The sequence below is a fragment of the Peribacillus simplex genome (genome assembly GCF_001542915.1).
GTDB classification, from domain to species: domain Bacteria; phylum Bacillota; class Bacilli; order Bacillales; family DSM-1321; genus Peribacillus; species Peribacillus simplex_B.
The window spans coordinates 1-21959 of the sequence record NZ_LNNH01000033.1 but is presented as its reverse complement, the minus strand read 5'-3'; the positions used below and the strand labels follow the sequence as shown (position 1 = coordinate 21959).

Genomic DNA, 21959 nt, shown 5'->3' with positions numbered 1-21959 from the left:
GTTGACTAGGCAAATGCCGTGCATGCTGATATGGAACTAAACGAGTGGGTACGGGCTCGTTGCCGTTTCGTTCGAATATGCTGAAGGGAAGAAAAAAAGTTTTTGGAGGCCTCGATATGCCGTATTATTACAGTGAACAAGTGAAGTTGCTATTGGTCGAACACTCGGATGAAAAAGTGGAGGTATTATATGATTCCAATCCCTATGCCTTTGTATTGCCGCTCATCGGCTCAAGGCCCCCCTATTATTATAACCCGCGCTATGAGCCATATTACCCGGTGATATGAAATGGGAGGCTGCCTATGACCATGAAAGGATCAGACTTAAGGCAGCCTCACCCTTCCGTTTTTATCTAGGGGGAAAAACTAATCACACCCTTCTATGAATTTTACAAAACGGCCATTAATGATAAAGTTATCGGTAATACATAATGCGGACGGCGTAAAAAGAAGATTCCATTGGGACACCTGCGGAAAAACGCCGAACCTTGGACTGCTCTATTGAATATGAGGAAGTACTCATTACACCAGGAATAGAACAGGGGGACCCTATTCTAAATGACCGCATCATTTAAATGAGAAGCAAACGCATTTTAGTAATAAATTTTGATTATTATTGTTTTGCCGTTTGTAGACTTTGGTTAAGCATTTGGAAAAGTTTAAACGGATTGCGGCATCCCTGCCTGGGGAATGTTGAGTGGGCCATGACGATCAGGTCAGTGCGAAAAAAGAACGATGATTGCAGGGTGACTTACGCGTTATCCAGCCTGATCATAACCGATGGGAAAATGACGGTGTTAGCGAACAGATAAAAAAGGGGTGAGTCATTTGGAAAGTTTTACAGAACGGGTAATTAAGATCATACAAAAAATCCCTCCAGGTAAGGTGATGACATATGGTCAGATTGGACAGCTTGCTGGAAGCGCCCGCGGTGCAAGACAGGTCGTAAGGATCCTGCATTCGAGCAGTAAAAAACATCATCTTCCTTGGCATCGGGTAATCAATTCAAAAGGAGAAATCGGCATAAAAGCAGAAGGCGCAGCCGAACACCAGAAAATCATGCTGGAAAGCGAAGGCATCACATTCACAAACCGTAATACGATCGACCTCGAAGCTTATCGCCATCATCCAGAACTAAACGAATGAAAGTGAATGAAGGCAGTCGGTCGGAAAAAGTGCGGAGTCGGCCGGAAAAAGGGCAGAGTCGGCCGAAAAAGTGTGGAGCCGGCCGGAAAAAGTGCGAAGTCAGCCGGAAAACAGGCGGAGTCGGTCGGAAAAGTGTGAAGTCGGCCGAAAAAATGTGAAGCTGGCCCAAAAAGTGTGGAGTCGGCCGGAAAAAGGGAGGAGACGGTCGGAAAAAGGGCGGAGTCGGCCGAAAAAAGTGTGAAGTGGGTCGAAAAAGTATAGAGTCGGCCGAAAAAGCGTAGAGTCGGCCCAAAAAGTGTGGAGTTGGTCGGAAAAAGTGTGAAGCCGGCCCCAAAAGTGTGGAGTCGGCCGGAAAAGTGTGTAGACGGCCCAAAAACCGGATTGTTTGCCGAATTATTCTCCGGACAAACACTGAATGAGTGGCCAATAAAGAAATCATACATAAAGAAAGGCTGATCCGATTGGATCAGCCTGGTTATTAGGTCATGTACGGGCATGTATCGCGGCATTCATTCCGGCTAGTCTTCCGGTAACTAAGGCCGAGGTGATGTTGTAGCCTCCAGTGTAACCGTGTATGTCCAGGATTTCACCGCAGAAGTACAGTCCAGCCATTAGCTTGGAGGACATTTCTTTCGGATGGATTTCCTTGACGGATACGCCTCCGCCGGTGACGAAGGCCTTTTCCAGCGGCTGGGTGCCGTGCACGCCAAATTGGAAGTCCTTGCAAAGCTCGGCAAAGCGGCGGATTTTCTCATTTGAAATCGTCGCTCCTTGCTCTTGAAGGTCGATGCCGCTGCGTTCAAGCAGGAAGTGGAGGTATCGTTCCGGGACGATACCTTTTAACGTATTTTTGATCGCTTTTTTTGGTTCTGCCTTGATTTCCTTCATGATGTCTTGAAAGACTTCTTCTTTGTTTCGATTGGGAAGGGCATCGAGTTTCATGGTCACTTCCGAGAGGTTCCACTTTTTCATCGCTTTCACGACGAATTGGCTGCATCTTAGGACAGCTGGGCCGGATACGCCAAAATGGGTGAAGAGCATATCCATTTGGTGTGTAATCAGGGTCTTGCCTTTTGGGTTGAGCACGCTTAGCGAAACATCCCGAAGTGCCAGGCCTTGCAGCGTTCGCGCCTTAATGAAGGGTTCGTCGCTTAAGATGGGAACTTCAGTCGGGAACAGCTCGGTAATCGTATGCCCCGCTTTTCTGGCCCAAGCATAGCCATCACCGGTTGATCCGGTGTGGGGAACCGATTTACCGCCAACGGCAATCACGACCGCATCTGTGTCAACGGTTTGGCCATCTTTCAGCCGGACTCCGCTTGTTTTTCCATTTTCATAGAGAACCTCGGCAACTGGGGAGTTCTTGTAAATCGTTACCTTCAGATTCGATAGGCGCGTCAGCAGGGCATCCACGACGCTTTGCGCTTTATCGTTGACCGGGAACATCCGGCCATGGTCCTCTTCTTTAAGGGCAACGCCCAATTTTTCAAAGAATTGAATGATGTCCTCATTGTTGAATTCCGAGAAAGCACTATATAAGAATCGCCCGTTACCAGGGATGTGCTGAATGATTTCATCGATTGAGAGCCTGTTCGTCACGTTGCAGCGTCCGCCGCCCGAGATGGCAAGTTTCCTGCCAAGCTTCTCGCCTTTATCCACTAACAAGACTTGGGCACCTTTTTCCCCGGCTGCAATTGCTGCCATTAAACCGGAGGGGCCCCCGCCAATTACCACTACATCATATTTCAAATTGATCACCACTTTATCATTTTCAGTCCCTTCATTATATAGCAAGAGCCCTAAGAATTGCGAATGTAGAAAAAAAGGAATTATTTGTTTGTGTATTATCTTCGAAAACGATAAACTTGAGTGTAGTTTTCTATAGAAAAAATACGTTAATATGATAAGATAAAGAGCGTGTAAAACGTAACTGACAGAGGCAGGAAGGGATTAGATGTCATCTAAGTTTTTAAAAGGGGCTTTTATATTAACGCTGGGAGCGATCATTTCCAAGGTTCTTGGTTTATTTTACGTGATCCCATTTGAACATATGGTCGGGAATAAAGGGGCTACCCTCTATCAATATGGATACGTACCATATACCATTTTCATCAGCTTTGCAACGGCAGGAATGCCGCTTGCCGTTTCTAAATTCATTTCGAAGTATAATGCACTCGAGGAATACGCCGTCGGTGAGAAGCTATTCAAATCGAGCTTGAAATTGATGGCTGTCACCGGTTTTCTCGCTTTTTTGGTTCTCTATACGATGGCCCCGCTGTTTACTGAAGTATTTGGTGTAAAGAAGGAAGATGTCAGGGATGTCACGGAGATCATACGGGCAGTCAGCTTCGCCTTGATCTTTGTACCGTTCATGAGCATCATCCGCGGCTTCTTCCAAGGTCATGAAGCGATGGAGCCAACGGCCATATCTCAGGTAATTGAACAAATTGTCCGCATCGTGTTCCTTTTGGCCGGTGTGTACGTTGTTTTGAATGTCCTCGATGGGGAGTTAGTGAGGGCCATCCAAGTAGCCACATTCGCGGCGACGGTCGGGGCAATCGGCGGGTTAGTGGTGTTATTTTGGTACTGGAAAAAACAAAAACCTTATTTGGACAGCCTGATGGAGAAAGACCGGGGGACGATGGAGATTTCTCTGAAGGAAATCTATAAAGAAATATTTCTATCGTCGATTCCTTTCATATTTGTCGGTATCGCAATGCCAATGTTTCAGTTTGCGGATTTGTTGTCTTTCAATAAGGCGATGTCGTCGATCGGGTTGCAGCATGTCGCAGAAGATGCCCTTGGGGTCTTGAATGTGTATGCCCAGAAGCTTGTCTTGATTCCGATGACGCTTGCAACCGGGTTTTCCATGGCGCTGCTTCCTTCGGTGACGAAGGCATATGTCAGCGAGGATTCGGAAGAGTTGAACCGCCAGCTGAACCAAGCCTTCCAAATTTTATTGTTCATTACGATCCCGGCGGTCGTGGGCATGTCGGTACTGGCGGATCCAATTTATAGTGCCTTCTACAGCCATGATCCACTTGGAATCAGTGTCCTGAAGGCTTATGCGCCCGTTTCCATCTTGTTTGCGCTTTTTTCCGTTTCGGCGGCGATTCTGCAAGGCATCAATCAGCAAAAATATACGGTGCTTAGCCTGCTTGTAGGCTTTTTGATCAAATTGAGCTTGAATATCCCGATGATCAAGTTGCTTGAAACGGAAGGATCCGTTTATGCCACGGCATTCGGCTACTTGGCAGCTGTCGTTCTGAACTTGTATGTCATCACCTACTTTACTGGATATCGTTACAGCCTTACTATTAGAAGATCGGTATTGATTACTGTATTTTCCATGATAATGGGACTGGCAGTATGGGGCATGAACAGCTTATTATCGCTGTGGCTTACAACCGAAGGGCGATTCCAGGCGATATTGATCGTAGCCGTTTGTGCCATTTTCGGAGCGCTCATTTATGCGGCGCTTTCCTTGAAAAGCAAACTGGCCCATCGCTTGTTCGGAAGCCGAATCGATCGATTGAAGACTAAGTTAGGCTTATGAACGTTTGATGTGTAAAAAAAAGGGTATTGGTAAGTGAATCCCCAAAATATCATATATTGGCCTTGCCTGTCATGAAAATGGGCAAGGCTTTTTACTGAAAAGGCTTTAGGAGGAAACGATGAGAATTGATAAGATATTATCCAATATTGGTTATGGCAGCAGGAAAGAAGTGAAGAAACTCCTGAAATCAGGTGCCGTGAAGGTCAATGAACGGGTGCTGAAGGACCCGAAGGAACAAGTCGATCCTTATGCAGAAATCGTGACGGTCCATGGTGACCGGGTAGAATACAGGGAATTCATCTATCTAATGATGAATAAACCGCCTGGCGTCTTGTCGGCTACCGAAGACAATCACCAAGAGACGGTCATCGACATCTTGGAGCCTGAGGACTCGGTATTCGAGCCATTTCCTGTGGGCCGTTTGGATAAAGATACAGAAGGGTTATTGCTGATCACGAATGACGGTAAGCTGGCTCATCAACTGCTTTCCCCGAAGAAGCACGTCCCGAAAACGTATTTTGCGGTCATTGAAGGCGAAGTAACGGAACGGGATATTGAGGCATTCCGCAACGGCGTCACCTTGGATGACGGGTACGAAACCAAACCGGGTGAATTGAATATCCTTAAATCAGGTTTGACCTCGGATATCGAGCTGACGATCATGGAAGGGAAGTTCCATCAGGTCAAGCGGATGTTCGAGGCTGTGGGCAAACGTGTCGTTTACCTAAAGCGGCTCTCCATGGGAAGCCTGCAGCTCGATGAGGAGCTTGAGCTTGGTGAATACCGTGAATTGACCGCCGAAGAGCTTGAACAACTGAAAGCCGGTCAGCCTGATTGAAAAATAAGCAAGAAAAAATGAGGCGGACATATATTGTCCGCCTCAAAGTATTTTACATATCGATTTCGTTCGGGTGGTCGTTCTCTTTACGATGACATCTTCACCTTTTTACTTGTTGTCGTCCAAAGGCCTCGGCTTGGGCTTTGAACAAGGTCATTGTATGCTAAGACATTTAAATCGCGCTGCACAGTTCGAGGAGTGATGCCAAATTCTTCTACAAGCTCTTGAGTAGAAACCGTACCGTTATTGCTAATGAACATATAAACGGATTTAATACGGGTTAACATGCGATTTGTTGAAGGTTTCAAAAAATCACTCCTTATTCTTTTCATTGTTAGTGTAAAACAAATGAAAACAACCGATATGTCGGACAGCGTTTCAGCTGTCGCTATGTACTTGCTATACCCACCCTATAACTCCTCGGAAACATTTAGAGAAAAAACAAGATGTCATTAGCTTCATTCTACTCCTTTGCAAATGCAAATTCTAGAACAAAATGATAATTGACTAAATATTACATTTATTATATCAAATTTTAACAAATTTATTCCGTTTACATATATAAAAATTAACAAACATGGAGGTGACTTCTTTTGCTTATTTGCATTTTGCCAATAAATTGTGTGAAATATGCATGGTCCCGAAGATATTGACTAGGACGCCGATACATGTTATTTTACTAAAAACGATTGCTAATCGTAATTATTACGGTTTATGCCTTGCAAATATACTTGATGGCTTGCTGCTGCGATGTCATAATGAAGTGTTGAGCAGTATAGCGTTTTCATAGATGAGCTAAAGGAATGTAACTATAAATAAATCCGAGGTATAACGATATGAATGAAAGATTAATGGAGTTTTTATTGCGTCATGAAGTGACCAGGCTCTCTGGCGTGAAAAAACAAGTGTATGAATTCATCGTGAATGAAGAGGATTTTCTTGCTTCCAAGGCAGACACGGTCGATCAATTCATGCGCTTGCTGGTGAAGCATTCCCCGCCTAGGCTTGCAGCCCGTCATTTCAATATGCCGTATGGGGAAATCATTCGCTTCATGAATGAAATAGAAGCTGAGCTGAATGAGAGGCTGGAGGAAAGGTGCAAGAAAGTGAAGTGGCTGGACTGTACGGAAAAGGATCAGCAGGCATTCGTGGAATATCATAGAAAGTTATTTTTGTTCGTTAACTGAATGGGAAATCATGAAAATGCCCTGGTGTGAACGGGCATTTTTTATTTGTTCGGAACCGTTAAATCTTGTTTGAATGGACCATAAGAGCAAGAATGAGGACGATTTGGATATGGTTTGTTTGTTAAAATGAGGACAAATAAATGATCCTACAGTAATCAGGGTTCACGCGATTGGAACGACAAGCTGGGAAATTGCCAACTCCCTTGGTCATCCGGATGGCGAATGGATTGATTTTGACAGACATTTATGTATCATTAAACTTATTGCGGATACTGTGAAAATGTCCGACACGGTGCCCCCCCTCATGTATTTTCGCTGCCTGGATTAACAAATGGTAAGGAGCTTCGAGATTTTGGGGTGAAACGCCTCAGTTTTGGGAATGCCCTATCAGATAAAGTCATTGCATTGCTGGAAAGAGATACAGCGCGGATCATGGAGTTCAATGATACCTCACAATGATATGGGAACTAAAACCTGAAAGGATGCGGAGTATAATGGATGTTGCTATAAAGCTTTCTTTTGAAGAAATGTGGGAGAAAATCATTGCCTGCGACCCTACATATGACGGCTTATTCTTTACGGCAGTAAAGACAACCAACATATACTGCCGCCCTTCATGCAGGTCAAGGAAGCCGAAAAAAATAAATGTGAAATTCTATCATGACATCGATGAAGTCGAAAGGGCGGGTTTCCGTGCTTGCAAAAGGTGCCAACCGGAAGTCGAGGATTCCCCGCAGATGCGCCTTGTCAGGGATGTCATCGCTTTCTTGATGAATCAGTATAACCAAAAGGTGGAGTTAAAAGATATTGCCAGCCATGTCGGTGTAAGTTCCTATTATCTGGAGCGGCTTTTTAAAAAAGAAACGTTGCAAACTCCCCGTTCCTATCTGGAAAAAATAAGAGTCGATAAAGCGGCATTTCTTCTAACAAGCACCAGTCTAACGAATCTTGAGATTTCCATTGAAGTGGGGTTCCAAAGCCCTTCGAACTTTTATAAGGTATTTCGCCGTTTGAAGAACTGTTCTCCCCATGAATATCGAAACATGCAGGAAAATGGGAATTGAAAAAAATGAGGGGGGCAGGCCGTCTGCTACCTTATAATCTGGGAGGTTTAGATATGAGTGAATTATATAAATTAGATTATGAATCGCCAATAGGAATGATCGAGATATCAGGAACCAATGAGGCGATCTGTTCGATAATGTTTGCTGAACGGGATATAAAGGTAAATGGTAGGCAAGACCGAACGCCCAAGGTTTTGGTGGAGTGCTATCATCAGCTTGATGAGTATTTCAAAGGTGAACGCATGGAATTTACGTTTCCCTTTTTACTTGAAGGGACGATCTTCCAGAAAAACGTATGGAATGCACTAACGGGAATCGTGTACGCCAATACGGGTACCTATAAAGACATCGCCGTTACAATCGGTAACGAAAAAGCCATTCGGGCAGTAGGGAGTGCTAATGGCAGGAATAAGTTAAGCATCGTGATTCCTTGTCATCGGATCATAGGATCAAATGGGAAATTAACCGGTTATGCAGGTGGCTTATGGAGAAAGGAATGGCTCCTTCAGCATGAAAGGAATGTTAAGCAGGAAACTGGCTCAGCATTAGGGATACCTGGGACGCAAACTGTGGCAAAGCGGTGATACAAGTCTGGTTTCTGGTCTCGACCCATTTCCCTCTCATGATTTTAGCGAGAGAATTTTTAACCGTATAGTACGACTCTCCTGCCGAATAACAGGCTAGACGAGATCCTACAGACGATTGTCAAACTGTCGGACGATTATTGAACGAAAAAACGGGAGCTATACTGCTGTATAGCTCCCGTTCTTTCTTTTAGACTAGATTCGTTGTTTTTAAAACGAAACGTCTTAAGGTTGATTGGGCTGCGGGCCCTCTGCATAGGCGAGCATGGGGAGGGGGAAATCAACGAAAGCAACAAAGTATGCGAAAACAGCCCATCATTTAAGAAAGGATCAAATGTGTGCCGGTACCTTGAAACGAAGAGATGAAATCTTGATGTAAATGATCGTCCGTAATGATGTAATCGATTTTATCCAGTGGTGCAATCCCGATGGTCACGTCTTTGCCGAACTTCGTGCTGTCGGCGGCAACATAGACCTGTTGTGATAATTCGATGATTTTCTTCCGCGTGTTCGCTTCCTCTAAATTATAGTCGGAAATTCCTTTTTCAATCGTAATGCCACTCGCACAAATGAAGGCCTTCGCTATATTCAATTCGCTAAAGTTGAATAGATAGTCAAATGCGACGATGGATTGTTCATTTTGCCGAACCTTTCCTCCTATGATCAATAACTCGATTTCGCTATGAAGGAGCTCGTTCACGACAGGTATGGAATTGGTTATCACCGTCAGTTTCTTTTTCTGTTTTATATATTTTGCGAGTTGATAGGTTGTCGAACCGCTATCGATATAAATGCAGTCACCATCATGAATATACTCACTGCATTTTTGGGCGATTACTTCCTTTTCTCGTAATTGGCTGAACATCCTTTCCTCTATCATCGATTCCCCAAAGGTAGATTGAGCCAGCTTTACGCCTCCATAAATCTTTTCTATTTTTCCTTGTCTAGTGAGAAGGTTCATATCTCTCCTAAGCGTTTCAATGGAAACTTGCAGTTCTTCAGTAAGCTCGGTAAGCTTCATGACTTTTCTTACCGTCAATAAATCGATGATTTTCTTTTGCCTTTCAAGTGGAAGCATGTTTTCACCCGCCATTCTTCAATTCTCATTTTTGGATATTCCTTATAAGTGTACGATGTACGCGAAACATATTCAATAAACAGCAAATAACTGTATCATGATATGGTCAAAAGTTAGTATGAAGTTAGTATAAAAGTGTTCAATATTTACAGAGTATTTACAAAAATCGTAAATTCGATTTACAAACGGCTTTTATACTAAGGGTGTACTTAAGGAGGTGAACGGTTTGCTGAAATTACAAAATATTAGCAAGCAATTCGATGATAAATTCGTTTTGGAAAATATAAATCTTGAAATAGAAACAGGAGAGATCGTTTCACTGTTAGGCCCAAGCGGGAGCGGAAAAACTACGATGTTGAATATCATCTTGGGGCTAACGAGTGTCGAGCAAGGAAAAATCATTTTCAACGATACCGATTTGAGCAACGTGCGGATGAAGGATCGGGGGTTTAATATAGTCTTCCAAGATTATGCGCTCTTCCCTCATTTAAATGCATACGAAAATATTGTTTATGGACTCAGGAATAAAAAAGGATTGGTAACCGAGGAAGAATTACAGGAATATATTGATTTCTTGGAGCTAAAACCTCATTTAAAAAAGAAAATGGCTGAATTATCAGGTGGGCAGAAACAGCGGGTAGCGCTCGCAAGGACCCTCGTAATGAAACCGAAAATTTTATTGCTTGATGAACCTATAAGTGCTTTGGATGGAGTCATCAAGGAATCGATAAAGCAACGCATCAAATCGATTGCAAGACAATTCAAGCTCACGACGATCATCGTAACGCATGACCCGGAAGAGGCGTTGACGATGTCCGATAAAATTTTGATCATCAATCAAGGGAATATTTCACAATTTGGATCACCTAAAGAAATCATCAATCAGCCGGCCAATGATTTTGTTAGGGAATTCATCCTTAAACAACTGGAGATCAAGAAAGAAAATATTTATAACTTATTCGGTGAAAAGTATGCCTGATGTAAAACCGGCAATGCAAGTCATTTATATACCTATCTTACTGCTATTTGCCGCTTTTCTCATTTTGCCTTTGGGCATCTTGTTCGTCCGTTCTTTCGAAACGGCTGATGGCATCAATCTCTCGAATTATGTAACGGTCCTTACAAATGTAGAGCTGATGAAGGCATTTGGAAACAGCTTGAAAATTTCGGGGGTCACGGCCGTCGTAACGACCATTATCGCCTTTTGTCTCGCCTATTCAATCCATTGCACCCGAATATATGGACCATTAAAAAGTGTCATCAAAACGGGGATCCTTATTCCGATGCTGCTTCCGACCATCACATTCGGGTTTGCGATCATCTACTCTTTCGGCAATCAAGGAATCATGACGAAAATTGTGGGAAGCAATGTATTCGATATATACGGCTTTAAGGGATTATTGATAGGTTATGTGATTTATACATTGCCATCGACCTTTCTTCTCATTAACAATTCCTTTAAATATATGGATAAAAGATTCATTGTCGTTTCAAAACTGATGGGGGATGGAATGATAAGAAGTTTCATGAATACGATCATACGGCCATTGTCGGGAACTCTCGGTGGAGCCTTTGTACTTTCTTTCATCTTGAGCTTCACCGATTTCGGGATACCGGCTTCAGTCGGCGGTACCTACTCCGTTGTTGCGACGCAGCTGTATCAAGTTATGCTGGGATCCATCCCTGATTTCAATAATGGTGCCGTGATTGCCATTCTCATGCTCATCCCGGCAGTATTCAGTGTTTTTCTATTAAACTATCTCGAGAAGCGTAATGTTCATTATGACAAGTTCAGCGATATCGAGATTTCGCAGCATAAAGCGAGGGATTTATGCTTTGGGGGTATCTCGCTGCTCGTCCTGCTAGGGATGGTTTCCGTATTTGCGGTCATGTTCATTGCACCATTTTTAACTAGTTTCCCTTACGATCTTTCATTCACATTCAAGCACTTTATCGCGACCATCCAATCAAGCGATTTAACGGCTGTTTATAAAAACTCCTTATTCGTTTCCTTGATGACGGCCGTTCTGGGAACATTCATTGCCTTTAGCTCAGCGGTTTTGAATGTCCGGACGCCGCTTAGGGGGAAATCGTCCATCGATGTCATTTCGATGCTGACGAATACCGTTCCGGGGATGGTGCTCGGCTTATCGTATTTGCTGCTCTTCAGCGGCAGCAGCTGGAAGGGGACCTTCACCATCATCATTTTTTGTAATATGGTTCATTTTTTTACGACACCTTACTTAATGGCGAAGAACTCATTGGCGAAAATGAACCCCTCATGGGAAACGATCGGCGAACTATTGGGGGATAGCTGGATCAAGACAATCCATCGTGTCATCCTGCCAAACTCGGCATCGACAGTGATCGAGATGTTCAGCTACTATTTCATCAATAGTATGGTGACGATCAGCGGAATCATCTTTTTGGTCACCGCCCAAACGACATTAGTGGCCAGCAAAATTAAAGAGCTTCAGCATTTTGCCAAGTTCAATGAAATATTCATCTTGTCTTTGCTTATCTTTTTTACAAATCTAATCGTGAAGCTGCTTTGTGATCATTATCAAAAAAGACAATGGAAACATAAATGAGGGGGATATTATGTTTAAAAAGTGGAAGATAGCCTTACTTTCTTTAGTTGCTTTAAGTTTGGTATTTGTATGGGCGGGCCGTAACAGCGGCAAAGCGGATGAGGAAAAGGTGGTCATCTATACGAATGGGGATGAAGAAGCGACAACAGCAATGGAGACAACCTTGAAAAAGGCCGGTTACGAGGGGAAATATGTCCTTCAATCGTTGGGCACATCCGAATTAGGGGGAAAGCTGCTGGCAGAAGGCGCTGAAATCGAGGCCGATCTAGTTACAATGAGTTCCTATTTCATCGAAAGTGCCCAAAAACAACACCCCATGTTCAAGGACCTTTCATTTGAAACAAAAGCGTTGGAACCCAATCCAGCCTATTACACGCCGATCTTGGCCAATACCGGCTCCGTTTTTGTGAATACGGAAGTGCTCAAGCAAAAAAGCCTGCCGATGCCGAGCTCGATTAAGGACTTAACAAAGCCGGAATATAAAGGGCTCGTTTCCATTCCTAATATTCTGGATTCCTCAACAGGGTGGCTGTTAGTTCAAGCGATTATCAGTCAATACGGTGAAGCAGAAGGGAAAAAGGTCCTTCATGATTTAATAGCGAATAGCGGTCCGCATTTGGAGAGCTCAGGGTCAGGTCCGATCAATAAAGTGCAATCCGGGGAAGTGGCTGCCGGTTTTGGTTTACGCTATCAAGCCGTGATGGCTAAAGAGTCGGGCTTACCGATCCAATATGTCGATCCAATCGAGGGGGATTTCTCCTACACGGAATCCGTCGCTGTCGTGAATAAAGGCGATGAAGCTAAAACACGTTTGGCGATGAAAATGGCAGAGACGATCAGCAAAGACGCTAGGGAAGACCTGTTGGAGCATTATCCTGTCGCCCTATACGAAGGTGAAAAGGTAACGGAAAAAAATAAACCGGCCCACCCGATGAAATTCAAACAGCCTCTTACCGTCGAATTATTGAAACAACATCAACAGTTCTTTAAATCAGCACAATGATCATTACAGCGAGGAGTGAAGGAAAATGAATACATATAAATTATTAACGCCTGGACCGCTAACAACGACAAATACGGTGAAGCAAGAAATGCTCGTTGACCGTTGCACGTGGGAAACTGATTATAAGGATATCACCCAAAAAATCAGAAACCAGCTTCTCGACTTGGCATATGCTGCGAACGGAGAATATACGGCAGTGCTTATGCAGGGAAGCGGCTCATTCGTTGTAGAATCTGTACTGACGACTGCACTTTCGGAATCCGATAAGGTGCTGATCATTACGAATGGTGCATATGGAAAACGGATGGTGAAAATGGCAGCGTGCATCGGCTTGAAATATAGGGAATATCGTGTTGAGTACAACGAATTTCCAAAGGAAGCTGAAATTTGCAGCATATTGCGTGAAGATCGGGACATCACCCATATTGCCATGGTTCATTGTGAAACGACGACAGGAATCTTAAATCCGATCGAGATGGTTTCGAAGGTATCAAAGGAACAGGGGAAAACCTTGATCATCGATGCGATGAGCAGCTTTGGCGGAGTTGACATGAATGTAGCTGAACTCGGAATCGATTATTTGATCAGCAGTGCAAATAAATGCATCCAAGGCATTCCTGGTTTTGGTTTTGTCATTGCCAAGCTGGATGAATTATTGGCTTGTGAGGGCAATGCCCGCAGTTTGTCACTGGATTTATATGATCAATGGAAGGAGATGGACAAGGATGGGAAATGGCGTTTCACCTCTCCGACTCATGTAGTGGCCGCGTTTGCCAAAGCGCTGGAGGAATTAGCTGAAGAGGGCGGCATTTCTGCCAGGTTCGCTCGTTATAAGTCTAATAATGATAGGCTGAGGAAGCTGATGAGTCAATGGGGGATCCAAGCATATATCGCACCGGATAAACAATCGCCTATCATCACGACATTCCTTTTTCCCACTGAAACCTTTGATTTCGAGGACTTTTACAAGTTTATCAAACTGAACGGTTACGTAATCTATCCCGGAAAGCTGACGGACATCAATACATTCCGCATGGGCAATATCGGGGAAATCCATGAAGAAGATATCGAGAAGCTTGGCAGGATCGTAGAAAAATATATGAAAGTGGTGACAGGATGAATAAGGTAGAGGGAATCATTTTGGATTGGGCTGGGACAGCGGTGGATTTTGGCTGTTTTGCGCCAGTGAACGTTTTTGTGGATATTTTTAAGAATGCCGGCATCGATGTGACGATGGCGGAAGCGAGAGCACCGATGGGGATGCTGAAAATCGATCATATCCGGGCAATGCTGGCGATGCCAAGGATATCCGCTTTATGGGAAGAGGCATATGGACGAGGTTTCAATGAGGAGGATGTCGAAAAATTGTACGCTGAGTTCGAACCGGCATTAATGGTTTCCTTGGCAGATTATACAGAACCGATTCCAGGTGTCATCGAGACGGTGGAAGTATTGAGAAATCGCGGGCTGAAGATTGGTTCGACAACGGGTTATACGGATGCCATGATGGAAGTCGTCGTCTCCCATGCGTTGAAAAAAGGCTACGGCCCTGATTTCCATGTAACCCCTGATGCAACCAATTCGGTTGGAAGACCTTATCCATACATGATTTATCGCAACATCGAAGAATTGAGGATATCCGCGTCATGGAAGACAGTGAAAGTAGGAGATACCGCTTCGGATATGAAGGAGGGAGTCCATGCTGGGGTCTGGTCCGTCGGAGTCATTGTCGGAAGCTCTGAGATGGGATTGAGTTTGGAGGAGTATACCAGTCTATCAGAATGGGATAAAGAAAATGTAATCTCCGAAACGGCCCATTCCTTTATGCAAAATGGGGCTGATTTTACGATTAAAACGATGAAGGAATTGCCTGAGCTCATAGATCGTATCAATGATCTTATAGCTGATGGGAAGAGACCGAGTTCACGCTAACCATCTTTCAAAATGTGCAGCCCGCAATCAAGGGGAATGACTGCACTTTTTTTTGCGTTTCATTCACCCTGCGCAGTCGATACACCAGCCTCACGGAATCGGTAAATATGTTGGAGGTTCATTTTTGAAATTTTGCTCACTTATTTCATAAATTCATATTGAAAAAGTGACGAAAAGGGTGTACGATTAAATGAGAATGATAATCAATAACATTTGATTACCGAGGAGTGAACGGAAATGGAACAGCAAGATTTATTTGATGTTACAGTTATTGGAGGGGGGCCCGCAGGCCTGTACTCCACTTTTTATAGCGGGTTAAGGGAAATGAAGACGAAAATCATTGAATACCAGCCGCAGCTAGGCGGGAAGATTCATGTATATCCGGAGAAAATGATTTGGGATGTAGGCGGACTGACACCGACTACAGGTGAGAAGTTAATCGAACAGCTGGTGGAGCAGGGCTTAACGTTCAATCCAACCGTCGTGTTGAATGAGAAAGTGGAATCGATCACACGTAATGAGGAAGGGATATTCGTTTTACTTACAGCATCCGGTCAAAAGCATTATTCTAAGACGATCATTGTCGCGGTTGGCGGCGGAATCTTGAATCCTCAAAAACTGGAGATAGAAGGGGCGGAAAGGTTTGAGGTTTCCAATCTGAACTATACCGTTAAATCATTCAACCGATTCAAGGATAAAACGGTGATCATCTCAGGTGGCGGCAATTCGGCAATCGATTGGGCTAATGAATTGGAGCCAGTCGCCAAAAAAGTCTATCTGACATACAGGAAAGATAGCTTAGCTGGTCATGAATCACAGGCAAGGCAATTGATGGAAAGCTCAGCCGTTTGCTTCTTGAATACAACGATCACTAAGCTGATCGCGTGTGCCAATCATGAATCGATCGAACATGTCGAATTGACCAACCATACGACGGGTGAGGTTTCTTACCTGCCGGTCGACGAGGTCATCATCAATCATGGATATGAGCGCGATACATCGCTGCTGCAAAATAGTAAAGTGGATATTGCAATGGTCGATAATTATTATATTGAAGGTAATGCTTCCAGTGAATCCTCGATGGATGGAATTTATGCTGCGGGTGATATCCTGCACCATGACGGCAAATTGCACTTAATAGCAGGAACCTTCCAAGATGCGGCAAATGCCGTAAACAAGGCAAAGCAATATATTCAGCCCGATGCACTTGGTATGGGAATGGTCTCCTCCCATAACGAAATCTTTAAAAAGCGCAACAAGGAACTGATCAAGCAAATGATGAAACCGGCTGCGGTCCTGTAAAAGGAAAAAATTGGTGGTACATTAATGTTTACTCTATCGGATAGACACTTTAAAAAGTCTATCTGGTAGGGTACTTTTTTTATCTAAACTCTGCATAAAGCGAAGGTAGATTTCTGATTCCCTTTTTGGAGAAAACGAAGATGGATTCTTGATTGGCCGTCGTTTAGGAGGATTCGACCTTTAGCCGTTTCATTTCACTGCAGGCGCTTCCTTTCCGCGAGCGGGTGGGAGCCCTCTCGGCGCATGCGCCTGCAAAAGCCTAAACTTGCGAGTAAAAGCACGAAACTGGTGAGTAACGCTCCGAAAAGGTGAAAGATAGCTGTGATTATACGACGAATCCGGACCGAATTGGAGAGTTAAGCAGGAAATTGACGAGAAACGGTTCCAATGTCATGTGAAACGCACAATTTTTATGAGAACCCGTCTCGCATTCGCTGCAAAGGCAAAATTCGCGGATAAACGAACGAAACTCGCGAGTAAAGTGGCTAAACTCGCGAGTAACTGTATTTTAATATGATTGTTAAAGCGAATCTTTGATGACCTTTTTGTAATGCAGGACGGACAGGATCCCGAAGATCGAATACAAGGCCGTGTATAATACCATGACGATGATCATCGGTGTCCAAACCTCGGTTCCGAATAAGAACCAGCCTGACTGGACGGCGAAATAACTATGAAGCAGCCCGACGACTAAAGGAATGCCAAAATTGAATATTTGCTTTGTTTGGATACCTTTTAGTAGATCACCTTGGGTGAATCCGAGTTTTCGTAAAATCGTATAATTCGATTTTTCATTTTCGCTTTCATCCATTTGCTTGAAATAGAGAATACAGCCGGATGTGATCAGGAAGGTCAGTCCCAAAAAGCCGACGATGAACATCAAGAGGCCCATATTCTTCTTCTGATGATCGAACGTTTCAAACTGCGATTCTTGAATATGTTTTTCGTTAAAGTTCATTTTTTTGAACGTTTCATTCGCGGTGGGAATATTTGCGTCATCCTTGATATCAATCCCGATGTTAATGGATGAGATTTTCTGGATTTCCGGGTCGATATCCTTTTTCAAACGCTTGAATATTGCATCATCGACAATCCCGACGGGCATTCCGCCATTGGTGAAATAGTAGGGAAGGATGCTCTCATCGTTCAGGCCCATGTAGGTTTGCGGTATCACCTCATGTTTGCCCTTCCATTCAACCTTTCCGGAATCCTTCAAGGGCATGACTTTCTCAAGCATGCTGCTGTATCCGCTAAACAGCGTCTCTTCCTCGGCTAGATGGATCCCTTTAACGGATTTCTCACTGATGACGGAAAGAACCATGTTGTTCGGATCGAAATTCACCCCTCCCAGGTTTTTCTCCAATATATTCCTTGCATTGACTTTGATTTGGAGGACTTCAATCTTTTCTTCGGCATAAGCAATGTTACTTGCGGACAAAGCTTGTTTGAATACCTCGGCATCTTTCTTATCGGTCAAGGAAAAATCGTTAGGGATGGAAGACGCCGCCATTTTTTCAGCTGAGTAGTAGGCGATATAGCTTAAAGATAATAATCCGATCGCCAGGGCGGAAACGGTCGTGATGATCGTCAGCAATATCGCATTCGATTTCATCCGGAACATGATCGATGATAGGGACAATACTTCATTGATATTCAAGTAGCCGTTTTTATTTTTACGAATGATATTAAAAATGAAGCTTACGGATCCTTTATAAAATAGATAGGTCCCGATGATGACGGATGCCAAAATGAAGATCATCGCCATAAAAAGCTCGGTCATTTCCATGAACGCTCCATCGAATAATTTGGAGGAAACGACATAGCCGCTAATGATCAGGAGGATCCCGAATACGCCGATGATCATTTCGAACATTGAAACCTTCTTCACTTTTCCTTCGGTCAAGGAAGTCACCCTGAATAGGGATAAAATGGTCTGCCTTTTTATGAAGATATAATTCATCAACATGATGAACAGATAGATGATGCTAAAAACAATCAACGTCTGTATAAGCGGCAAGATTGAAAATTGCAGAGTTGCGATCGCATGGACACCGGTAATCTTAAATAAGATCATCATGATCAATTTGGAACCGGCAAACCCTATGAAGATCCCCATGAACACGGAACAGAAATATAAGATGAAGTTTTCCGCGCTCAGGATACGGAAGATTCTGTTTTTTGTCATGCCTATCAATTGGAATAAGCCAATTTCCTTACTGCGCCGTTTTATGAAAATGCTATTGGCATAAAAGAGGAATATGGAAACGATCGCAACAAGCAGGATCGATGCAGTCTTGATGGCAGCGCCGCCTTTTATGGAACCTTCCGCTTTATCCATCGCTGGGTCATATTGCAAGGTGACAAATGCGAAATAAAGCGAGGCGCTGAAGACCAAAGCAAATACATAAAGGTAATAGTTTTTCAGGTTCTTCTTCAGGTTCCGAAAGATGAGTTGATTAATGCTCATTTTGCACACCGCCCAATACACCTTGTGTTTTCATGATGTCCTTGAAGAAGGTTTGCCTCGTTTCTTCCCCTTTATTCAATTGGGTATAGATTTGTCCATCCTTAATGAAAATGACTCTGCTGCAATAACTTGCTGCCACGGGATCATGGGTGACCATGATGATCGTCGCTTTGTGTTTTTTGTTCATATCACTCAGTTTATTCAATAAATCGGAAGCGGATTTGGAATCAAGCGCCCCGGTCGGCTCATCGGCAAAAATGATGCTCGGCTCATGGATGAAAGCCCGCGCCGCAGAAGTACGCTGTTTTTGCCCTCCGGAAATTTCATTTGGATATTTATCCTTCACTTCATAAATGCCAAGCTCCTTTGCCACGGCATCGAACTTTTGAAACGCTTCGCGATTGGGTGTTTTTGTAATCGATAAAGGCAAGAGGATATTTTCTTTGACGGTCAGTGTGTCCAATAAATTATATTCTTGGAAGATGAAGCCGAGATGGTTCTTCCTGAATTCGGCGAGCATTTTTTCTTTCATCCCCGAAATTTCTTGTCCATCGATTGTAATGGTGCCGTTGCTGATTTTGTCGATGGAGGAAAGGACATTCAGCAACGTCGTTTTTCCTGAACCGGATGCCCCCATGATACTGACGAATTCACCTTCCGCGATGCTTATATCGAGACCCTTCAGTACCTCCTGTTTATTAAACTTATTCCCATAGCTTTTATGGATTTTTTTCGCTTCTAATATATTCATATCGATACACTCCTTTTTTCTATATCTTTATTATAGAAGGCCAGGTATGCTTTTTCCTGCGATTGGCCGAACAAAGAATAAAAGCATGTGACACTTTTGTCACATGCTTGTTATATTCACGAAGTCATTCCGCTTTGGGAAGCGTAAGGTCATGGTCGTTCCCACTCCAGGCTTTGATAGCACATCAATCGAGAGGAATAGGGATTTTGCCGCCTTCTTGGTTAAATATAACCCCATCCCTGTTGCCGCACTGTCGCGATGATTTGTCGTGGACGTAAAACCTTTATCAAAAATGCGTGATAAGTCCTTCGACTCGATGCCTCGGCCGCAATCCTTCACTTGGAGGATCGTTTGTTCATCGTGGATATAGCTTTTTATCAAAATATCGGTGTTTTCACTGTATTTAATCGAGTTCGTCAATAACTGCCTGATGATGAAAGCGAGCCATTTGGCATCACTAAGCACTTCGGTCACCTCCAATTGCATGTCAAAGCCGATGCCTTTTTGGATGCACCATGATTGCAATGTTTTGATCTCATCAAAAATGATGGTTTCCAAGTTCATATTCTCCATATACAAGTCATTTTCGATGAAAGGCATGCGCCTTTGATGGAGCTGCTGATCGAGAAGCAGATGGATCCTTAACCACTCATAAGTCAAATGAGATTTCAGCATGCCATCATCCAAGCGGTCGATCATTAAATGCATCGCCGTTAAGGGGGTCTTCACTTCATGAATCCAAGATAATAATTCATCCTTCTCCTGCTCCAATGTCATTTGGCTCTTTTCGGCGGTCTGCTTCAATAATTCAGTCTGGTTCATGATACTGCATTCGATGATTCTTTCGAAAGGGCTGTCGGCTTCTGCTAGATTGGATAAGTCCAGGTTGTCTTCCCGGGCTTCCAGCAGTTTAAAATAATGGGTTTCTTTTTTATAACGGAAAATCAAAAAGATACAAAACATGATCAAGGATAAAAAGACTATGTACATGATGGGCTTTACGGGAATGGCTGAATCAAGATAGGCGACTAAGATGATGAATAGATGAAGGAATGTGAAGAAGGTGATCCAGCTGAGCCTTTCTGCCAAATATTTTCTGATCATGCATGTACCTCTTCAACGGCGATATAGCCTTGTCCGACCTTCGTTTCGATATAAGCCCCCAACCCTAATTCATCCAACCTTTTACGTAAACGGTTCACATTGACGGTAAGGGTGTTATCGCTTATGAAGCGTTTGTCATCCCATAAGCTGTTGATTAATTCTTCACGGCTGACGATCTTGTTTTTTTGTTCAATGAGCTTTTTCAAAATGAAAATTTCATTTTTCGTCAATTCAATCGTTCCAGACTCAGCGGAGACGGTATTCTTTTCATAATCGACTGTTGCGCCGCACCAGGTTTTCAACTCGATTTTTTCGGTATTGTAATTATAAACACGGCGAAGGGTGGCCTGTATCTTGGCGATAAGTACATCGAAATGAAAGGGCTTCTGGATGAAGTCATCTGCCCCAAGCTGCATCGACATCACCATATCGGTAGGATGATCGCGGGACGATAAAAAGATGATGGGAACATTGGAGTGCGCCCGGATCAGCCTGCACCAATGGAACCCATCAAACTTCGGCAGCTGGATATCAATGATGACCAAATCAGGATTGATGTCCGAGAATTCGAGAAAGACTTTACTGAAATCAATGATTCCATGAATATCATAGGACCATTGCGTCAATCTATCTTTCATTTCATTGAATAATGTCGTATCATCTTCTATTAATAACAATTTGAACAAGGGGTTCACCACACTTTTCAGCTTTTCCTTAAAATTATATAGGAAAACCCTTTTAGGTTCTAGAGGAGGGAGGAAATGGAATTTACATGTAGGGGGGGAATCGCAGAAGAAACCGAATTAGAAGGAACGCCCCTACCGGTTGTAGGTAAACGATTTATAGATTAAAATGGACATTATCGAATGGAGGAAGTGAATGGATGGCTGATTTTCCTAATTGCCCTACATGCAATTTTAGAATATACATATGAAGATGGAAGTCTTTTTGTTTGTCCGGAGTGCGCCCATGAGTGGACGGCAGAAGCGGAAACCTATAATGGTGACCAAAGGACGATCAAGGATGCGAATGGAAATGCCTTGAATGATGGGGATACCGTTACCGTCATTAAAGACCTTAAAGTGAAGGGAAGCTCATCCGTCTTAAAAATGGGTACAAAAGTCAAGAGCATCCGTTTAGTTGATGGAGATCATGATATTGATTGCAAAATCGATGGTTTTGGGGCAATGAAATTGAAATCCCAATTTGTTAAAAAGATATAATGATAAAAAAACGGCCTAATCCATTGATTGGGCCGTTTCAGACTGTAGACAAACTCGATGAAAATCGAGTTTGTCTATTTTTATGGCCTGTACAATTTAGACGTTGATTTCCACTCCAGGCACTCGCTTTCCGC

Annotated in this window: 21 protein-coding genes and 1 pseudogene; 15 read left to right on the top strand and 7 right to left on the bottom strand. The window is 43.5% G+C overall.

Annotation, left to right across the window (positions count from 1 at the left end):
• Positions 1-116 precede the first annotated feature (116 nt).
• From AS888_RS26175 to AS888_RS26875, 3 genes are all read left to right on the top strand, one after another.
• Positions 117-287, top strand: coding sequence for a hypothetical protein (locus AS888_RS26175; RefSeq protein ID WP_185113121.1), 171 nt, complete (start codon positions 117-119; stop codon positions 285-287).
• Positions 288-827: 540 nt separating this feature from the next.
• Entirely contained in the window at positions 828-1145 is a 318-nt protein-coding gene (locus AS888_RS17110) for an MGMT family protein (protein WP_081092499.1), read from the top strand.
• A gap of 6 nt (positions 1146-1151) precedes the next feature.
• Positions 1152-1283 carry a hypothetical protein gene (locus AS888_RS26875; protein ID WP_260320236.1) on the top strand — a complete coding sequence of 44 codons (132 nt, stop codon included), beginning with the start codon at positions 1152-1154 and terminating at the stop codon, positions 1281-1283.
• 345 nt (positions 1284-1628) lie between these two features.
• Here AS888_RS26875 and AS888_RS17105 read toward each other — a convergent pair whose 3' ends face one another.
• Positions 1629-2894, bottom strand: a complete 1266-nt coding sequence (locus AS888_RS17105) for a BaiN/RdsA family NAD(P)/FAD-dependent oxidoreductase (RefSeq protein WP_061143365.1) — start codon at positions 2892-2894, stop codon at positions 1629-1631.
• 205 nt (positions 2895-3099) lie between these two features.
• Between AS888_RS17105 and AS888_RS17100 the strand changes: the two genes are divergently transcribed.
• Both AS888_RS17100 and AS888_RS17095 read left to right on the top strand, forming a co-directional pair.
• Positions 3100-4701 (top strand): putative polysaccharide biosynthesis protein, encoded by a 1602-nt coding sequence (locus AS888_RS17100; protein WP_061143364.1) that lies wholly within the window; start codon positions 3100-3102, stop codon positions 4699-4701.
• A gap of 118 nt (positions 4702-4819) precedes the next feature.
• Positions 4820-5539 (top strand): pseudouridine synthase, encoded by a 720-nt coding sequence (locus tag AS888_RS17095; protein WP_061143363.1) that lies wholly within the window; start codon positions 4820-4822, stop codon positions 5537-5539.
• A gap of 86 nt (positions 5540-5625) precedes the next feature.
• Here AS888_RS17095 and AS888_RS25210 read toward each other — a convergent pair whose 3' ends face one another.
• Positions 5626-5847: a DeoR family transcriptional regulator gene (locus AS888_RS25210; protein WP_034309346.1), complete on the bottom strand. Its 222-nt coding sequence runs from the start codon at positions 5845-5847 to the stop codon at positions 5626-5628.
• 528 nt (positions 5848-6375) lie between these two features.
• Here AS888_RS25210 and AS888_RS17090 point away from each other — a divergent pair.
• The 3 genes from AS888_RS17090 (at position 6376) to AS888_RS17080 (ending at position 8374) form a co-directional block, all read left to right on the top strand.
• A complete protein-coding gene (locus AS888_RS17090) occupies positions 6376-6726 on the top strand; it encodes a hypothetical protein (RefSeq protein ID WP_061143362.1) in 351 nt (116 codons plus the stop codon).
• 494 nt (positions 6727-7220) lie between these two features.
• Complete coding sequence (locus AS888_RS17085; protein WP_061143361.1) at positions 7221-7790, top strand: bifunctional transcriptional activator/DNA repair enzyme AdaA; 570 nt, start codon at positions 7221-7223, stop codon at positions 7788-7790.
• A gap of 53 nt (positions 7791-7843) precedes the next feature.
• The gene (locus tag AS888_RS17080) at positions 7844-8374 is read left to right on the top strand and encodes a methylated-DNA--[protein]-cysteine S-methyltransferase (RefSeq protein WP_061143360.1); all 531 of its coding nucleotides are present in this window, start codon (positions 7844-7846) and stop codon (positions 8372-8374) included.
• 319 nt (positions 8375-8693) lie between these two features.
• On the opposite strand, the gene AS888_RS17075 is transcribed toward AS888_RS17080, so the two are convergent.
• On the bottom strand, positions 8694-9452 hold the full coding sequence (locus AS888_RS17075; protein ID WP_061143377.1) for a DeoR/GlpR family DNA-binding transcription regulator: 759 nt from the start codon (positions 9450-9452) through the stop codon (positions 8694-8696).
• Between the two features lie 226 nt (positions 9453-9678).
• Here AS888_RS17075 and AS888_RS17070 point away from each other — a divergent pair, with 226 nt between their 5' ends.
• The 6 genes from AS888_RS17070 (at position 9679) to AS888_RS17045 (ending at position 16280) form a co-directional block, all read left to right on the top strand.
• A complete protein-coding gene (locus AS888_RS17070) occupies positions 9679-10431 on the top strand; it encodes an ABC transporter ATP-binding protein (protein ID WP_061143359.1) in 753 nt (250 codons plus the stop codon).
• Positions 10424-12043: an ABC transporter permease subunit gene (locus AS888_RS17065; protein ID WP_061143358.1), complete on the top strand. Its 1620-nt coding sequence runs from the start codon at positions 10424-10426 to the stop codon at positions 12041-12043. The genes AS888_RS17070 and AS888_RS17065 overlap by 8 nt, the downstream gene beginning before the upstream one ends.
• A gap of 10 nt (positions 12044-12053) precedes the next feature.
• Complete coding sequence (locus AS888_RS17060) at positions 12054-13046, top strand: extracellular solute-binding protein (protein ID WP_061143357.1); 993 nt, start codon at positions 12054-12056, stop codon at positions 13044-13046.
• Between the two features lie 25 nt (positions 13047-13071).
• Positions 13072-14166 carry a 2-aminoethylphosphonate--pyruvate transaminase gene (phnW, locus tag AS888_RS17055; protein WP_061143356.1) on the top strand — a complete coding sequence of 365 codons (1095 nt, stop codon included), beginning with the start codon at positions 13072-13074 and terminating at the stop codon, positions 14164-14166.
• Complete coding sequence (phnX, locus tag AS888_RS17050) at positions 14163-14978, top strand: phosphonoacetaldehyde hydrolase (protein ID WP_061143355.1); 816 nt, start codon at positions 14163-14165, stop codon at positions 14976-14978. The genes phnW and phnX overlap by 4 nt, the downstream gene beginning before the upstream one ends.
• Positions 14979-15215: 237 nt before the next feature.
• On the top strand, positions 15216-16280 hold the full coding sequence (locus AS888_RS17045; RefSeq protein WP_061143354.1) for an NAD(P)/FAD-dependent oxidoreductase: 1065 nt from the start codon (positions 15216-15218) through the stop codon (positions 16278-16280).
• Positions 16281-16800: 520 nt separating this feature from the next.
• Here the strand turns inward: AS888_RS17045 and AS888_RS17040 are convergent.
• The 4 genes from AS888_RS17040 to AS888_RS17025 all read right to left on the bottom strand — a co-directional run bounded on the left by AS888_RS17040 (position 16801) and on the right by AS888_RS17025 (position 21288).
• On the bottom strand, positions 16801-18747 hold the full coding sequence (locus AS888_RS17040; RefSeq protein ID WP_061143353.1) for an ABC transporter permease: 1947 nt from the start codon (positions 18745-18747) through the stop codon (positions 16801-16803).
• A complete protein-coding gene (locus AS888_RS17035; RefSeq protein ID WP_061143352.1) occupies positions 18737-19498 on the bottom strand; it encodes an ABC transporter ATP-binding protein in 762 nt (253 codons plus the stop codon). Before AS888_RS17035 ends, AS888_RS17040 begins: the two co-directional genes overlap by 11 nt.
• A 99-nt stretch (positions 19499-19597) precedes the next feature.
• Positions 19598-20602 carry a sensor histidine kinase gene (locus tag AS888_RS17030; protein ID WP_061143351.1) on the bottom strand — a complete coding sequence of 335 codons (1005 nt, stop codon included), beginning with the start codon at positions 20600-20602 and terminating at the stop codon, positions 19598-19600.
• On the bottom strand, positions 20599-21288 hold the full coding sequence (locus AS888_RS17025; RefSeq protein ID WP_061143376.1) for a response regulator transcription factor: 690 nt from the start codon (positions 21286-21288) through the stop codon (positions 20599-20601). Before AS888_RS17025 ends, AS888_RS17030 begins: the two co-directional genes overlap by 4 nt.
• 197 nt (positions 21289-21485) lie before the next feature.
• On the opposite strand from AS888_RS17025, the pseudogene AS888_RS17020 reads away from it, so the two are divergent.
• A pseudogene (locus AS888_RS17020) lies at positions 21486-21825 on the top strand (zinc ribbon domain-containing protein YjdM).
• The last annotated feature ends 134 nt before the right edge of the window (positions 21826-21959 follow it).

Coding starts and splice junctions, on each gene's coding strand:
- AS888_RS26175 (WP_185113121.1), top strand. CDS start 117: ATGCCGTATTATTACAGTGAACAAGTGAAGTTGCTATTGGTCGAACAC.
- AS888_RS26875 (WP_260320236.1), top strand. CDS start 1,152: ATGAAGGCAGTCGGTCGGAAAAAGTGCGGAGTCGGCCGGAAAAAGGGC.
- AS888_RS17100 (WP_061143364.1), top strand. CDS start 3,100: ATGTCATCTAAGTTTTTAAAAGGGGCTTTTATATTAACGCTGGGAGCG.
- AS888_RS17095 (WP_061143363.1), top strand. CDS start 4,820: ATGAGAATTGATAAGATATTATCCAATATTGGTTATGGCAGCAGGAAA.
- AS888_RS17090 (WP_061143362.1), top strand. CDS start 6,376: ATGAATGAAAGATTAATGGAGTTTTTATTGCGTCATGAAGTGACCAGG.
- AS888_RS17085 (WP_061143361.1), top strand. CDS start 7,221: ATGGATGTTGCTATAAAGCTTTCTTTTGAAGAAATGTGGGAGAAAATC.
- AS888_RS17080 (WP_061143360.1), top strand. CDS start 7,844: ATGAGTGAATTATATAAATTAGATTATGAATCGCCAATAGGAATGATC.
- AS888_RS17075 (WP_061143377.1), bottom strand. CDS start 9,452: ATGCTTCCACTTGAAAGGCAAAAGAAAATCATCGATTTATTGACGGTA.
- AS888_RS17065 (WP_061143358.1), top strand. CDS start 10,424: ATGCCTGATGTAAAACCGGCAATGCAAGTCATTTATATACCTATCTTA.
- AS888_RS17060 (WP_061143357.1), top strand. CDS start 12,054: ATGTTTAAAAAGTGGAAGATAGCCTTACTTTCTTTAGTTGCTTTAAGT.
- phnW (WP_061143356.1), top strand. CDS start 13,072: ATGAATACATATAAATTATTAACGCCTGGACCGCTAACAACGACAAAT.
- phnX (WP_061143355.1), top strand. CDS start 14,163: ATGAATAAGGTAGAGGGAATCATTTTGGATTGGGCTGGGACAGCGGTG.
- AS888_RS17045 (WP_061143354.1), top strand. CDS start 15,216: ATGGAACAGCAAGATTTATTTGATGTTACAGTTATTGGAGGGGGGCCC.
- AS888_RS17040 (WP_061143353.1), bottom strand. CDS start 18,747: ATGAGCATTAATCAACTCATCTTTCGGAACCTGAAGAAGAACCTGAAA.
- AS888_RS17035 (WP_061143352.1), bottom strand. CDS start 19,498: ATGAATATATTAGAAGCGAAAAAAATCCATAAAAGCTATGGGAATAAG.
- AS888_RS17030 (WP_061143351.1), bottom strand. CDS start 20,602: ATGATCAGAAAATATTTGGCAGAAAGGCTCAGCTGGATCACCTTCTTC.